General features: G+C 69.5%; 16 protein-coding genes. 4 read left to right on the plus strand and 12 right to left on the minus strand.

Annotated features, from left to right (window positions below):
- Positions 1-4: 4 nt before the first annotated feature.
- From ACFX43_RS12465 to ACFX43_RS12475, 3 genes are read right to left on the minus strand one after another with little or no spacing between them, the layout of a single operon-like run.
- Positions 5-2,338 (minus strand): protein kinase, encoded by a 2,334-nt coding sequence (locus ACFX43_RS12465; protein ID WP_378821210.1) that lies wholly within the window; start codon positions 2,336-2,338, stop codon positions 5-7.
- A gap of 45 nt (positions 2,339-2,383) precedes the next feature.
- Positions 2,384-3,550 carry a hypothetical protein gene (locus ACFX43_RS12470; protein ID WP_378821212.1) on the minus strand — a complete coding sequence of 389 codons (1,167 nt, stop codon included), beginning with the start codon at positions 3,548-3,550 and terminating at the stop codon, positions 2,384-2,386.
- On the minus strand, positions 3,547-4,431 hold the full coding sequence (locus ACFX43_RS12475; RefSeq protein WP_378821215.1) for a TIGR03619 family F420-dependent LLM class oxidoreductase: 885 nt from the start codon (positions 4,429-4,431) through the stop codon (positions 3,547-3,549). Before ACFX43_RS12475 ends, ACFX43_RS12470 begins: the two co-directional genes overlap by 4 nt.
- Positions 4,432-4,477: 46 nt before the next feature.
- Between ACFX43_RS12475 and ACFX43_RS12480 the strand changes: the two genes are divergently transcribed.
- Together ACFX43_RS12480 and ACFX43_RS12485 are read left to right on the plus strand one after the other, a co-directional pair.
- On the plus strand, positions 4,478-4,963 hold the full coding sequence (locus ACFX43_RS12480; protein WP_378821218.1) for a nitroreductase/quinone reductase family protein: 486 nt from the start codon (positions 4,478-4,480) through the stop codon (positions 4,961-4,963).
- Positions 4,964-4,976: 13 nt separating this feature from the next.
- Positions 4,977-5,426, plus strand: coding sequence for a nuclear transport factor 2 family protein (locus ACFX43_RS12485; RefSeq protein WP_378821220.1), 450 nt, complete (start codon positions 4,977-4,979; stop codon positions 5,424-5,426).
- Positions 5,427-5,429: 3 nt separating this feature from the next.
- Here the strand turns inward: ACFX43_RS12485 and ACFX43_RS12490 are convergent, their stop codons facing one another.
- Positions 5,430-5,819, minus strand: a complete 390-nt coding sequence (locus tag ACFX43_RS12490) for a winged helix-turn-helix transcriptional regulator (RefSeq protein ID WP_378821222.1) — start codon at positions 5,817-5,819, stop codon at positions 5,430-5,432.
- Positions 5,820-5,897: 78 nt separating this feature from the next.
- On the opposite strand from ACFX43_RS12490, the gene ACFX43_RS12495 reads away from it, so the two are divergent.
- Entirely contained in the window at positions 5,898-6,623 is a 726-nt protein-coding gene (locus tag ACFX43_RS12495) for an SDR family NAD(P)-dependent oxidoreductase (protein WP_378821224.1), read from the plus strand.
- A 58-nt stretch (positions 6,624-6,681) separates the two neighbouring features.
- Positions 6,682-7,488 carry a class I SAM-dependent methyltransferase gene (locus tag ACFX43_RS12500; protein ID WP_378821227.1) on the plus strand — a complete coding sequence of 269 codons (807 nt, stop codon included), beginning with the start codon at positions 6,682-6,684 and terminating at the stop codon, positions 7,486-7,488.
- Here ACFX43_RS12500 and ACFX43_RS12505 read toward each other — a convergent pair.
- From ACFX43_RS12505 to ACFX43_RS12540, 8 genes are all read right to left on the minus strand, one after another.
- Positions 7,419-7,763 (minus strand): hypothetical protein, encoded by a 345-nt coding sequence (locus ACFX43_RS12505; protein ID WP_378821229.1) that lies wholly within the window; start codon positions 7,761-7,763, stop codon positions 7,419-7,421. The genes ACFX43_RS12500 and ACFX43_RS12505 overlap by 70 nt on opposite strands.
- Before the next feature lie 97 nt (positions 7,764-7,860).
- Positions 7,861-8,382: a hypothetical protein gene (locus ACFX43_RS12510; RefSeq protein ID WP_378821232.1), complete on the minus strand. Its 522-nt coding sequence runs from the start codon at positions 8,380-8,382 to the stop codon at positions 7,861-7,863.
- A gap of 57 nt (positions 8,383-8,439) precedes the next feature.
- Positions 8,440-9,168, minus strand: coding sequence for a class I SAM-dependent DNA methyltransferase (locus ACFX43_RS12515; protein ID WP_378821234.1), 729 nt, complete (start codon positions 9,166-9,168; stop codon positions 8,440-8,442).
- A 61-nt stretch (positions 9,169-9,229) separates the two neighbouring features.
- Positions 9,230-10,012, minus strand: coding sequence for a 3-oxoadipate enol-lactonase (gene pcaD / locus ACFX43_RS12520; RefSeq protein WP_378821237.1), 783 nt, complete (start codon positions 10,010-10,012; stop codon positions 9,230-9,232).
- Positions 10,013-10,104: 92 nt separating this feature from the next.
- Positions 10,105-10,686 (minus strand): hypothetical protein, encoded by a 582-nt coding sequence (locus tag ACFX43_RS12525; protein ID WP_378821239.1) that lies wholly within the window; start codon positions 10,684-10,686, stop codon positions 10,105-10,107.
- Between the two features lie 149 nt (positions 10,687-10,835).
- Entirely contained in the window at positions 10,836-11,885 is a 1,050-nt protein-coding gene (locus ACFX43_RS12530; RefSeq protein ID WP_378821242.1) for a 2Fe-2S iron-sulfur cluster-binding protein, read from the minus strand.
- Positions 11,875-12,180, minus strand: a complete 306-nt coding sequence (locus ACFX43_RS12535) for a hypothetical protein (protein WP_378821245.1) — start codon at positions 12,178-12,180, stop codon at positions 11,875-11,877. Before ACFX43_RS12535 ends, ACFX43_RS12530 begins: the two co-directional genes overlap by 11 nt.
- Positions 12,180-13,349: a Rieske 2Fe-2S domain-containing protein gene (locus ACFX43_RS12540; RefSeq protein WP_378821248.1), complete on the minus strand. Its 1,170-nt coding sequence runs from the start codon at positions 13,347-13,349 to the stop codon at positions 12,180-12,182. Before ACFX43_RS12540 ends, ACFX43_RS12535 begins: the two co-directional genes overlap by 1 nt.
- Between the last annotated feature and the right edge of the window lie 51 nt (positions 13,350-13,400).

The raw sequence follows: 13,400 nt of genomic DNA on the forward strand, positions 1-13,400 counted from the left end.
CGGGTCAGGTCGGGAAGCTGAACCTGGCGACCTCGTCGACCCAGGCGGCGTACGCCCCGACCTCCTGCGGCACCTGCTGAGTCCGGACGAGGTCGGCGTGAGCGCGGAGCACCCGAGACCAGTCGGCGCACGAGCCACAGGTGGCCCGCCCGCAGCCCGCGGTGTGCTCGCGCGCGACCTTCTCGAGCAGCTTCCGGAACGTCGTCCCGTCCTCGCCCGCCGCCAGCGACTCGACCACGGCCCCGAGCACCTGGACGGCCTGCGCCGGCGCTCCGACCAGGATCGCCATCAGGATGCCGAGGGCTTGGTGGCCGGCCGACTCGGTGCTCTCGCTCGCCACCGGGGCCGTGCGCGCCAGCCGATAGACCGCGAGCAGCTTCCGGGCCGCTCCGGGCGTCGGGCAGAACCTGGCCAGCTCGCTCGCGAACAGCGCCTCGCCGGGGGTCATCTCGAAGCTCTCGACCGGGCTCGTACGCCCCGTCCGGTCGCCACTGCCCGTAGCCAGCGCAGCAGGCCACGACGGCACCGCCTGACGCATCAGCGACCGCATGAACCGCACCGCCGGGTCACCCGCGAACGCCCGCAGCCCGAACGGCACATCGAAGACCCGGGAGAGGTACGCCGCGGGCTCCGCCACTCGCCCCCCGATCGCCCGCCGCAGCGTCTGGGCGTCCACGGCCGCCACGACCGCGACACCCTCCTGGCTGCCCAGCTCGTCGATCGCCTGCAGCACTCCGGCCGCGGTCGCCGGGTCGCACCTGTCCAGGTCGTCGACGTAGACGATGGTGCGGCTCGCCTGCGGCCCTCTCAGCGAGCCGGCCGGCGGGCGCGGCGGAGGTCCGGGCGGCGCCGCCCGCAGCGCCGCCTCGTAGGCCGCGACCTCGCGGTCCATGGCCGCGAGCGCCATCGTGGTGCTCATCGGCTGCGCGCGGCGCTTCCCGCGGTGCCCGTCGTCCTCCGGCACGCCCGCGAGCGCGGCCCGCAGCTCGGCGGTCCGCCGCTGTGCGGCCTGATGCTTCGCCACCAGCGGCGGCGGCTCGCTCCTTCCCGCGCTCCGCACGCTGTCGAGCACCGCGCCCGCGACGTCTCCCTCGGCGTACTGGCGGGCGTCGATACGTACGTGGGTCGTGCGGGCGGGGTAGGTCTCGTCGTTCTCGGTGAGCCACTCGATGCGCTCCTGGACCTTCCGCAGGAAGGTCGACCGGCCGCTGCCGGGCAGTCCATGGACGGCGACCGAGATCGGGAGCTGGGTGCGCTCGGAGGCGAGCAGGCGGGCCAGCCGGTCGACGTCGACCCGGTGTCCGAGGACGTCGTCGTCGGCCTGGTCGAGCACCGGTGCAGGGGCGATCACGGGTTCCGCCACCGGCTCGATCACGGGGCCGGTGATGATCGGCACCTCGGCCGTGTCCCCCGCCCCCGGCGACTCGGCCTGCGACGTGACCGGGTCCGGGGCGACCTCGATGACATCGCCCCGAGGCTCGGACATGTCCGCGAGAGGCGTGACCGGCAGCCCGAGCTCCTCCTCGACCGCCTGGAGAGCCTTGGCGAAGTCGGCGGCGCTCCAGTGCCGTCCGGCCCGGCGCTTGAACATCGCCTTGCGCAGCGCCTCGTCGAACGACGCCGGGACGTCGTCGCGCTCGATGGGCAGCGGGCCGTACTCCCGGATCCGCTCCGACAGCGCCGCGGGGGCGTTGCCACCGCCCGGCCCCTCGAACGGCGTACGTCCCGCCAGCAGCGTGTAGCAGGTCGCGGCCAGGCTCCAGATGTCCGCCCAGCCGCTCGGCTCGGGCGGATCGGAGAGCATCTCCGGAGCCATCCACGGCAGCGAGGTCGAATCGGCGCCGCCGGGGCGCCCGGCCGAGGAGAGGCCTCCGAAGCCGACCAGCTGCGGCTCACCACCACTGGTCAGCAGGATGTTGGCCGGCTTGACGTCGCCGTGCAGGATCCCGTGCCGGGCGGCGACGTCGAGCGCGCCCGCGACCTTGATCGTGATGCTCAGCGCCTCCGCAACCGAGAGCCGCTCGCGCTGCCAGCGGGCCTGCAGGTCGCCCCCGGCGCGATGGTCCATCACCACGAAGCACCGGTCGTCGTCACTGACGCCGACGGCGTGCAGCGGCAGCACATGGGGATGGGCGGCGAGCTCGGCGACCTCCTTGGTCTCCTTGGCGAGCGCGTCCTGGGTCTCGCCGCTGATCCGGTCGTTCCAGACCTTGACGGCGACGTCGACCTTCTCCTGCGGCCACTCGTAGAGGAAGACCTCGGAGGAGCCGCCGGCGCCGATCAGCCGACGATGACGGAAGCCCGGGATCGTCGGTGGCTCGTGGTGGGGACTGGCCATGGGCGGCAAGCATAGGCGTCCTACGCCTTCGCGTCGCGCCCCGCTTCAGCTGAGCATCCGGCGCGCAACCGAGCGCTGACGTGCGGCGATCCGCTCCGCATACCCCCCGGGGCTCAACGTGTCGGCGTGCGGAAGCAGGTCGCGTACGTCATCCATGCCCACCTTGTGCACCACGGGCCCGTCGGCGACAGTGAGGTCGCGTTCGAGCCGCTGCCAGCGCAGCATCAGCGAGCCGGTGCGATGCCCAGTGGTCTCGAGCCAGTTCGCGATCGGGCTGCCGTCCAGGGGTGGGTGCTCGGAGATCACGAAGCGGATCACGCCGTCGGGGTCGGTGACGGCCTGGGCCTTGGTGAGGCTGGTCTGGTGGGTCTCGTAGTCGGTCGAGGCGTACCAGTCGGAGCCGACCTGGATGCCCTGGTAGCTGCAGTCGTCACAGCGCGGCACCTCCACCACGAGCGCCTCGTCCTCGGCCAGCTCGTAGTGACCGATCGAGGAGAACTGCGACTCCAGCCCGCCCGGGGTCCGAGCCGGGACGGTGAGCGTGTTCACCGGCTCCTTGTACTGGAAGAACTGGGGGAAGGCGAACCAGGTCTGGATCGAGCCGGTCAGCGACCGGGCGGCGACCTCGTACTTCTTCCGGAGCAGCTCCTGGGTGAGCGGGCGGCGCGGGCGGCCGAGGGTGTCGGGGCGCTCGATCGTGATCGTGCCGCGGGTCTCGGTGTCCCAGTCGTTGAACACCTCGCGCACGATCAGGGTCTTCGCGCCGGGCTCGGCCGTATAGGTGAACTCGAAGGAACCGTCGTCATCGAGCTGGAGCTTGCGGTCGTCGAAGGCCATCAGGCTGGTCGCGGCGGAGTCTGCGGTGTAGGCACCCCCCATCACCTGGAACGAGAGGTCGGCACTGGTCCCGCGACGGCCGCGGACGACGTACTCGACGCCTTCTCGCAGGTAGGCGTTGAAGTAGATCGCGTCGGGGTTGTCCAGGCCCTGCTTGGAGAACTGATGGGTCGGGTTCACGAAGAGCGGCTGCTCGAGGTCGTAGTCGAACGCCGTCTGCATCGCCATCCGGATCCGGCCGGAGAGATACTCATAGCCCTCGAGCCGGTCGGCCTCGGTTCGGATGAACGGCGCGTTCGCGATCAGCTCCTCCGCCTCGGCGATCGCCCGCTGCAGCGGCTCGGTCAGGCCGTACGCCGCGCTCTGCTCGGTCACCGCGCAGCCTTCGCGATGATGTTCTCCCCGTACCACTCCAGGTGCTTGATCTTCTTCTCCAGCGGCTCGGGGTCGGCACCCTTCACATAGGGGTCGCGGAAGCCGACGATGCAGTCGGTGACGCCCTTGTCCTCGAGCCGCTTGATCCCGTCGAGGTCGTACGCGTCGTAGCTGATCACGTGGACCTCGAAGTCGTCCCGGGTGTCGCCCTCCTCGCGCCGGATCTCGGCGAGGCGGACTAGGAGGCGGTCGAGCTCCTCACCGTCGCCACCGGCGTGCATCCAGCCGTCGCCCTTGAGGACGGCGCGGCGCAGGGCGGCGTCGGCGTGACCGCCGACGAGGAGCGGGATCTTCTCGGTCGGCGCGGGGCGCTGCTGGAGCGGAGCGAACTCGTAGAACTCGCCCTCGTAGCCGAAGAAGTCGCCCGAGGGGTCGGTCAGGCCGCGCAGGATGTCCATGCACTCGTCCATCCGCTTGCCGCGGCGCTTCCAGTCGACGCCGAGAGCGGCGAAGTCCTCCGGCCACGGGGACAGTCCGACGCCGAGCCCGAGCCGGTTGCCGGAGAGGAAGGCGAGGCTCGAGGCCTGCTTGGCGGCCAGCACCGGCGGGCGTACGGGCAGCTTCACCACGAACGGTGTCAGGCGCAGCGTCGTGGTCACCGCGAAGAGATGGGCACACAGGATGAACGCCTCGATGAACTCCTTGCCCTGCAGGAACTCCCGGTCGCCGGTATCGGTGTAGGGATAGGTGGAGTCGGACTCCTCGGGATAGATCAGGCTGTCGGCCACCGTCATGCTGGTGTAGCCGGCGGCCTCCGCCGCTCGAGCCAGCGGTGCGTAGTAGTCGGCCTGCGTCATTGCCTCGGCATAGGTGAAGCGCATGTGCCAACACTAGAACGTGTTCTAAGTTTCTGCCAGAGTGTTCGTCATGTCGCCATCTCTCGAACGTCCCGCAGGCCTCGACTCGCCGCTGACGGCGAGATTCATCAAGTACGGCGCCCGAGCCAACACCGCGCTGTTCAAGCTGACCAACGGCCGGATCGGCGGCACCTGGCGGGTGATGGCCGGCTGGCGCAAGCCCGCTCCGGTCCTGCTGCTCGAGCACATCGGCCGCAAGTCGGGCCGCACCTTCACCACTCCCCTGCTGTTCATGCGCTCGGGTGCGGATCTCGTGGTCGTCGGCTCCCAGGGCGGGCTTCCGAAGGATCCGCAGTGGGTCGCCAACCTGCGCGCCCAGCCTGACGTGGCGGTCCGCGTCCCCCGCCAGGGGCGCCGGCTCGTCCGGGCACGCATCGCCGACTCGGAAGAGCGAGCTGCGCTGTGGCCGCGGCTGCTGGAGACGTACGCCGACTTCGAGACCTACCAGACCTGGACCGACCGGGAGATCCCGGTCATCGTCCTCTCGCCCCGCTGAAGGAGACGTTTTCATGGACGTTCAAGAGCTGATCGACCGTGCCGAGATCACCGACGCACTGACTCGCTACACCCTGGCTGTCGACGACGGCGACTGGGACGCGCTCGACACGGTCTTCGCCGCCGACGCGACGATCGACTACTCCGAGTCCGGCGGTACGGTCGGCGAGCTCGCCGAGGTCAAGAAGTGGCTCGCCGAGATGCTGCCCGCGTTCTCCCAGAAGCGTCTGCACACCATCGGCCAGGTCGGCATCACGTTCGCCGACGAGGGCGCGGATGCCTCGGGCTTCGCTTCGGCAGAGGTGGTGGCGTACTTCGACAACCCGATGGTCATCTCCGACGGGTCCGGCGGCGAGCGCGTCGTCGAGGTGGGCGGCCGCTACCGCCACTCCTTCGTGCGCACGCCGGAAGGTTGGCGCTCGCGCCACCTCCACGAGGAGGTCTTCTGGACCCGCGGCTTCTGAGTCTCAGGCCGCGCGGCCTCGGATCACCCAGTCCGCGAGTCCGGCGAGCGGCACCAGCAGCTCCCGGCCGCGGTCGCTGAGTCCGTACTCCACACCCGGCGGCACCGTCGGGAAGACCGTACGCGTCACGATCCCCTCCTCCTCCAGGACGCGCAGCGTCCGGGTGAGCATGCGCTGGCTGATCCCCTCGACCCGGCGGCGCAGCTCGTTGTAGCGATGCGGGCGCTCGGCCAGCATCATCACGATCAGCAGCGTCCACTTGTCACCGAGCATCTGCACGGCCTGAGTCACCGGGCAGGCCTCGTACTCCCCCGCCGGGACCTTCTGCGGCAGTCCGGGCCCGAGCGCCGCGCTCACGATGTGCCGGGGCACATCGGTGTTCCCATCTGACATTGAAGTGCCTTCTTCCGCGAACGCCGCCGGGCGGCGAGGGTTGCTGACATCAGCAACCTATCCATGAGGGAGAAGAAGATGAGCACGATCGCGGTCCTCGGCGCCGGCCCCGGCCTCGGAATGTCGGTGGCGAGGAGGTTCGCCAAGGAGGGGTACGCCGTCGGGCTGGTCTCACGCAGCACGGACCGGCACCCGGGCTACCTGGAGGAGCTGTCGGCGAGCGGCGTACCCGCTCTCGCGGTCGCCGCTGACCTGCGGGCGCCAGGTGCCGCCGCCAATGCCCTCGCCGAGATCACGGCGGCTCTCGGACCGATCGACGTCGTCTACCACGGCCCCGGCGCCCAGAACCTGAGCGCGCCGATGGTCGGGATCCTCGAGACCGAGCCCGGCGACATCCGTCGCGCCATGGCCGAGACCCTCGAGCCGGCAGTCGAGGTGGCCAACCTGGCCCTCCCCACGATGCGCTCACGCGGCAGCGGCGCGCTGGTGTACGTCTCAGGACTCAGCGCGCTCGTCCCACTGCCCTTCCTCGGCCCCTTCGCCCCGGCCTCCGGCGCGCTGCGGACGTACGCCCGTACCCTGGCCGCCGCAGCAGCCGAGGACGGAGTCCACGTCGGCTCCCTCGTCGTCGGCGGCCTGATCGAGCGCGGCGACATCCACCAGATGCTCACCGAGCCCGGGGCGCCCGCCCCGTTCGCCACCCTCGACCCCGACGAGATCGCGGACGCCGTCTGGCGGCTCGCCTCGGGGTTGGAGGACGAGGTGGTCTTCGACGTCCTCACCCCGCAACCCGCAGAGGGCTGAGACCGCCGCAAACTCGGTGGCATCGCGACCTCCGCGTCTGGTTCGCTGGGCGACGGAGGTGATCACTGTGGCGGGCTATGGCGCACTGTCCGAGGCGTACGAGTGGTTGATCCGGGACGAGCATCTCTCCCCGGACGGCTCTGTCGCGAGGTTCGAGGACCTGGTGAAGCCTCTGCCGCCGAACGCACGGGTCCTCGACTGCTCCTGCGGCACCGGCCAGCTCGCCGTCGGTCTCGCCGGTCATGGCCTGGACGTCGTGGCGACCGATGCCAGTGCCGGGATGATCCGTCGAACCGCGGCACTCGCCGACGAGCACGGCGTGCGGCTCGACGCGCGCCAGGTCAGCTGGGAGGACCTGACCGGTCAGCTCGAGGCCTCGACCTTCGACCTGGTGTTCTGCGTCGGCAACTCCCTCGGTCATGCCGAAGGGTCACGCGGCCGGTTGGCCGCCCTTGCCTCGATGGCACGACTCCTGCGTCCTGGCGGGCGACTCATCCTCACGTCCCGGATGTGGGAGGTCGTCCGCGCGCGGGGTTCTCGGATCGATGTCCGCGATCACCTGATCCGCCGCGACGGTCGCGACGCGGTGGTCATCTACCACACCCAGATCGCGCCGGACTGGGAGCAGGAGCATCACTTCGAGATCGCCGTGACCGAGGTGAGGCCTGACGGATCTCTCCACACGTGCGCGGAGCGGTTGTCGTTCTGGCCCTACCGCTACGAGGAGCTCGTCGCCCAGCTGCAGAGCGTCGGACTGACCGTCGAGACCACGACCGTCGACGCCGACGGCGCCGGCTATCTGCTGGTCGCTCGGTCGGACGGCCGATCGGTGAACGAGACCGGCTTGCCGGTGTCCCGGGCGTAGGCGATCTCCCTGCTCGTGGACTCACCGATGTAACCGCCCGGGTTGACCACCAGCACCCGGTCGGCCAGGTCGATCTTGCGCAGATGGAGCGCGTCGAGCGCAGCCTTCTGCTCGTCGGTCACCGACCTGCCTGCTTCACGCTCCTCGGCGTGCACGAAGACGCCCGGGGCGAGGACGATCGCGCCGGCGAAGGTCAGGTCTCGGTTCGCCGCGCTCATCTCGTCCGCGAACCGGGTGGAGCCACAGATACAGACGATCTCAGGGCGATCGGACACGGCTCTCAGACCTTTGAGGTCTCGGAGTTCGCGGCCATGGCGTTCGGACCGGCTTCGAATACGCTCGCCGTCCGGACGGCACCTGCGAGCAGGTGACTCACGAGGTTGCCTGACGTGCAGTTGCGGCGAGGACCCAGAGGCCGAGCCCCGTAGGCGCCAAGGTCGTCCATGTCGCCGCCAACTCGGAGTCACCTGAAGAGAGACCGAGACCGACGAGTGTCACCACTGGTGCGACCGCAGTCGCGATGCTGACCACCGACCAGAACCTTCGCGGTCTCGCTGAGAGGGGGATCAGCACTGACAGGACGCCGACCAGCATGAACAGGCAGAGCGCGACCGTGGCGATCAGCCCTACGAACACGACGACGTGAGAGGTGTGGCTTCCGAAGTCGGCATCCGGATTGCTCACCAGGAGCTTCGCATAGGACAACGCCGACCAGACTGCCTTGACGTTGCGGTGATCATTCCCAGTCGAATCGTCGATGCTGACCAGCACAGGAGCGGTCAACGTCACCACCAGCAGGATCAACGCGCCCACCGCCTGAGTCACCCGCAGACGCTCGTCCATCTCCGCCACGGCGCGCTCGACTGCGCTGCCTGGTTCGCTTGTGTTCGCCACTCGCCAAAGGTAAACCGCCGGAGTCGAACCGACGGGCGTACGGCAGCGGCGCGTCTGTCAGTCCCGCACGCGGGCGAGGAAGACGTGCTCCTTGCCCGGACGGTCCGGGGCGTCGCGTACGTCGCTCACGGAGAATCCGTGAGCGAGGAGGTCGCGCTCGGTCTCGGCGCGGTCGCGGAAGCGGAGGATGGAGGTCGAGGTCAGGGTCTCGTCGCCGATGGTGGTCGATGCCTCGAAGGTGACCAGCGGGAGGTCGACGGCGGTGACCGTGCGGGAGACGACCGCGGTGCGGCCGTCCGGGAGGTCGACGGCTGTCGGCGCGACGTCCCAGGTCTCCCAGGCGCGGGCCTCCGGGCGGCGGGTCTCGAAGACGAACCAGCCTCCGGGGCCAAGGCCGGCGTTAACGCCGGCGAGCGTCTCGGACCAGTCCACGTCGGAGACGAAGACCTGGGCGACGTTGCCGGTCATGACGACCATGTCGGCGTCGCCGGGAAGGCCTGCGAGCGCCGTGGCGTCGCCATGGATCCAGGTGACCCGGTCGGCGGACGGCTTGGTGCGAGCGACCTCGAGGGAGGCTCCGGCGGGATCGACACCGACGACGGAGAGCCCTTCGCCGGCCAGGAGGACGGCGAGCGACCCCGTGCCGCAACCGATGTCGACGACGCGTCGGGCGCCGACCTCCCGGGCGATCGCGACATAGACCTCCAGATCGGAACGGTCGTCGTCGAAGACGTCGTAGAGCACCGCCTGACGGGGGTCCGCGAACGCGGCATCCGGTTCTCGCATCGGCCCGAACCTAGCCAGGTCGCGCACCCGGCCGCATCTGGTTATCCCGCCGCGGTGTCCCTCAGTGACCTTCGAGGTGGTCGATGATCGCCGGGGTGATGGTCTCGGGCTGCTCCGCGTTGGCCAGGTGCGCCGAGTCGGGGACCACGAGGAGCCGGCCGTCCTGGACGGCATCGGCGATGGCCTCCAGGTGCGGGGGCGGCGTGGCGGGGTCGTCGGCACCGGCGATGGCCAGGGTCGGAGCGGCGATCGCGGGGAGATCGGGACGGAGGTCCATGGCCGCGATGACCTCGCAGCAGCCGGCGTAGCCCTCGTCCGGGGTGGCGGCGACCGTGGCCTCGCAGGTCGCCTTCACCTCGGGGTTCGCCTCGAGGAATCCCGGCGTGAACCAGCGGGCGACGACCGCCTCGGCGACAGCCTCAGTGCCGTCGGCTCGCACTGTGGCCGCACGGTCGCGCCAGGCGGAGGAAGGGGTCAGATGAGCGCCGGTGCACAGGAGGACGAGGCGGTCGACGCGCTCGGGGTGGCGCGCGGCGAGGCGCATCCCGGTCATGCCACCCAGCGAGAGGCCCACGAAATGGGCCCGCTGGACGCCGAGGCGGTCCAGCAGGGCGACGACGTCGTCGGCCAGGTCGTCGATCACGTATGGGCCGGGACGTACCGGCGAGCGACCGTGTCCCCGGGTGTCGTACCGCACCACACGGAAGTGCCGCTCGAGGTCGGGCAGGTTCTCGTCCCACATCGCGTGGGTCGCCCCCAAAGAGTTGGACAGCACCACCACCGGACCGTCCGGCTGGCCCGAGACGGCGTGGTGCACTCGGATGGGTTCGTAGGTGGCGTCCATGCCCGAGAATCTAGGATCGCCGACCTGTTGTTGGGAAGTATCGATTCGCGGGCGATTGATACGCCCGGCGTATCAACCTCCGCGCGACGCGCTCAGCCGAGACCCGGACGGGCGTGCAGGCCGCCACCGGACTCGTAGAGCAGACCCTTGTCCTTGATCAGCTGGCCCGCGGCGGCCAGGATCGGGCTGTCGCCCACGGCGGAGCCGGCCATCGAGGCGATCGCCTCGAACATCTTGGTCGCGGCGTCGTCGACAGCCGGCCAGTTCCACTCCGAGGGAGCGGCACCGATCGGCTCCACAGCGTGCCAGCGAGCCGCACGGGCCTCGGCCATCGTGTTGAGCGTGCTCCAGCCGAGACCGCCGAGACCGACGACACCACCGAAGTTGAGCCCGATCAGACCCCAGCCGTTGCACCGGTACTCGAAGGCCGAGGGACCGAACTCCGACTCCTCCAGCTCGACCCGGGTGATCACCGGCTCGGGGCCGGTGTTGGGGGCGTACAGCTTGAACGCGGGCCTCGCGGCGAGCAGCGAGGCCGATGCCGTCGTGGTGATCTCGGTCAACGGCTGGCCAGGTGCCGAGTAGGCATCGAAGACTCGGAAGCCGAGGTCGAGGGCATAGCCGACGACGAAGCGCCGATCGTCCTGGGCGGCGTAGAAGTTGCGATTGAACACGTTGGGGGAAACCTCGCTTGAGCCCTACCGGTCAGCCGACGACGTTCCTCGGGGTGACACGGTGGGATGTGGTTCGGGCAGCGCGACACTATCGCGCCGCGCGCCCCGACCTGGCAACCGGTTGGTGATCTGTGTCTCTCGCGAGTCCCTCAGGAGTAGGTGCCGCGGACGGTGTCGGTGGTCGGCAACGACTGGCAGCCGAGCCGGATCCCGTCGTCGAGGTCCTCCTGCTCGAGCACGTCGTTGCGCACCATCTTCACCTCGCCCTCGAGCAGCCGGAACGCGCACGCCGAGCACTCGCCCTCGCGACACGAGTAGGGCGCCTTGACACCCTTCGCCTCGAGGAATTCGAGCATCGGGGTGCCGGGGTCCCAGTCGTCGTACGTCGTGGTGGTGCCGTCCAGCTCGATCTCGAGCGTGGCGGGCTGCTTGGGGCCGTCGTCGACGACCTCGGTCTCCGCCTCCTTGACCGGGGCGACCTCGCCGAACGGGTTGCCGCCCAGGGACGCGAACTTCTCCTGATGCCGCCGCGCTCGCGGGAACTCGAGCTCCTTGAGCGCCGCGACCGTCGCCTTCATGAACGGCGCCGGCCCACAGACGAAGGCGTCGTACGTCAGATGGTCGGCCGCGAACGCCTTGAGCTGTTCACCGGTGGGCAGCCCCTGGACCGACTCGAGCCAGTGGATCACCTGGAGCCGGTCCGGGTGCTCGGCGGCCAGCCGCGCCCACTCCTCGGCGAAGATCACCGAGCGTTCGTCGCGGTTGGCGTAGAAGACCACGATCCTTCCGGTGCCCTCCCGCAGGGCCGTGCGGGCGATCGAGATGATCGGGGTGACCCCCGAGCCGCCGGCGAAGAGCAGGAAGTCGGCGTCGATGTCGGCAGGGGTGAAGATCCCGCTCGGCGGGAGCACGCGAAGCGTGTCGCCGGGGCGGAGGTTGTCGCAGATCCAGTTGGACGCGTAGCCGTCCACGGTGCGCTTGACGGTCACCGTGAGCGGGTCACCCGGCGCGCTGGAGAGCGAGTAGCAGCGCGCCGCCAGGCCGTCACGGTCACTCGGCACGGCGACGGTGAGGAACTGCCCCGGCTTCGGCTGGAACGCGTGCCTCACATCTTCGGGCAGCTCGAAGACGATCGAGTGCGCATCGGCGGTCTCCTTGACCACGTCGCTGACGGGCAGCAGGAAAGAGTCAGTAGCCATCCTCGGCTCCGATCTGGATCCGGCCGTCGGCGACGGCTGCTTCGATGGACGCGGCCAGACGAGGGCAGCGGGAATGGGCGAGCCGCTCGCCGTTGGCGGCGGCCTTGCGGCGTACGAGATCCGGACACTGGGCCTGCGCCTCGGCCGTCCACTGGACGGAGGTCTGGTGCTCGCTGTTCTTCTTCACCCCGACGCGGGCGAGGCAGTCGAGACACTCCACCTCGACCAGGCGGGCCTGGGTGTAGAGCCGCTGGTCCTCGACGGTGTCCGGCGACGTCGGGACGAACGAGGCCATCAACTGACCCCTGCGTCGCTCGACTCAGGGTTCTCAGCCTTCTCGGCCTCGATCCGGCGCAGGTTCTCGGCGACCTCCTCGTGCCAGAACTCGTTGGCCTTGGTGGTGTCGACCTCGAACTCGAAGCGGGCACGCATCTCGGGCTCGATGTCGGCGACGTCGACGTAGAACTGCTCGTACCAGCGGCGCAGCTGGTAGACCGGGCCGTCCTCCTCGCACAGCAGCGGGTTCTGCACCGGCGCCTTGTTCTCCCAGATCGCTACGTCCTGGAGGAACCCGTCGCCGAACATGTCGGCGTACTTCTTGCCGATGAAGTTCGCGGTCTTGTCGTCGAGACCCTCGGGCTTCTTGACCGTGATGCCGTACTGCAGGAGGAACGAATCGGGGCCGGTCGGGATGTGACAGTTGATCAGGATCACCTCGGTCACGAAGCCCTTGTAGTCGACCTCGAGCCAGTTGATCATGTACGCCGGGCCGTAGTAGGTCGCCTCGGACTTGAGGAACATCTCGGCGTCACCGTAGCCGCCGGAGACGTCCGGGCGCCCTCGGGAGGCCATGTACTGCGTGGCCATGTGGTCCTCGAAGACGTTGCGGAAGTCGGTCGGGAAGGCGAAGTGCACGTAGTAGAAGTGCGCCATGTCGACCACGTTGTCGATCAGCTCGCGGCAGTGGCTGCCCTTGATCGGGACGGTGTTCCAGATCCAGTCGGTGTAGACCTCGCGGTTGCTGACGTCGGGCAGCTCCGGCGGCAGGATGTCGTAGTCGGGCTTCGAACCCTCCGGGTCGTGCCAGATCAGCAACGAGTCGTTGCGGATCACGGTCTCGTACGCCTTGGTGCGAGCGCGCAGCGGGACGCGGCGGGCGTAGGGGATCTGCTTGCAGCGGCCGTCGGCGCCCCATCGCCAGTCGTGGAACGGACAGCCGACCTCGTCGCCCTTCACGGTGCCCTGGGTGAGGTCGCCGCCCATGTGGCGGCAGTAGCCGTCGAGCACGCCCAGCTCGCCCTTGGTGTTCTCCCAGACGACCAGCTTGCCGCCGAACGCCTCGACGGCGTGAGGCTTGCCATCCTTGAACTCGCTGGCCAGACCCAGGCAGTGCCAACCGCGCGCGAAGCGCTCCGGCTGGGAGCCGTGGTCGAGCGTGCGGGTCTGGGTGGTGGGGTCGGCCATCGTCGTACCTTCCGCTGGGGTCTATCCAAGAAGTGGAACCTGTTCTAGTTT

It is taken from the genome of Nocardioides sp. YIM B13467 (assembly GCF_042788075.1).
GTDB lineage: Bacteria > Actinomycetota > Actinomycetes > Propionibacteriales > Nocardioidaceae > Nocardioides.

Bases quoted from the DNA above. Each gene is read 5' to 3' on its own strand.
- ACFX43_RS12490 (WP_378821222.1), bottom strand. From the start codon at position 5,819: ATGTCAGATGGGAACACCGATGTGCCCCGGCACATCGTGAGCGCGGCG.
- ACFX43_RS12475 (WP_378821215.1), bottom strand. From the start codon at position 4,431: ATGCGCTTCACCTATGCCGAGGCAATGACGCAGGCCGACTACTACGCA.
- ACFX43_RS12485 (WP_378821220.1), top strand. From the start codon at position 4,977: ATGGACGTTCAAGAGCTGATCGACCGTGCCGAGATCACCGACGCACTG.
- ACFX43_RS12540 (WP_378821248.1), bottom strand. From the start codon at position 13,349: ATGGCCGACCCCACCACCCAGACCCGCACGCTCGACCACGGCTCCCAG.
- ACFX43_RS12495 (WP_378821224.1), top strand. From the start codon at position 5,898: ATGAGCACGATCGCGGTCCTCGGCGCCGGCCCCGGCCTCGGAATGTCG.
- ACFX43_RS12480 (WP_378821218.1), top strand. From the start codon at position 4,478: ATGTCGCCATCTCTCGAACGTCCCGCAGGCCTCGACTCGCCGCTGACG.
- ACFX43_RS12465 (WP_378821210.1), bottom strand. From the start codon at position 2,338: ATGGCCAGTCCCCACCACGAGCCACCGACGATCCCGGGCTTCCGTCAT.
- ACFX43_RS12535 (WP_378821245.1), bottom strand. From the start codon at position 12,180: ATGGCCTCGTTCGTCCCGACGTCGCCGGACACCGTCGAGGACCAGCGG.
- ACFX43_RS12530 (WP_378821242.1), bottom strand. From the start codon at position 11,885: ATGGCTACTGACTCTTTCCTGCTGCCCGTCAGCGACGTGGTCAAGGAG.
- ACFX43_RS12515 (WP_378821234.1), bottom strand. From the start codon at position 9,168: ATGCGAGAACCGGATGCCGCGTTCGCGGACCCCCGTCAGGCGGTGCTC.
- pcaD (WP_378821237.1), bottom strand. From the start codon at position 10,012: ATGGACGCCACCTACGAACCCATCCGAGTGCACCACGCCGTCTCGGGC.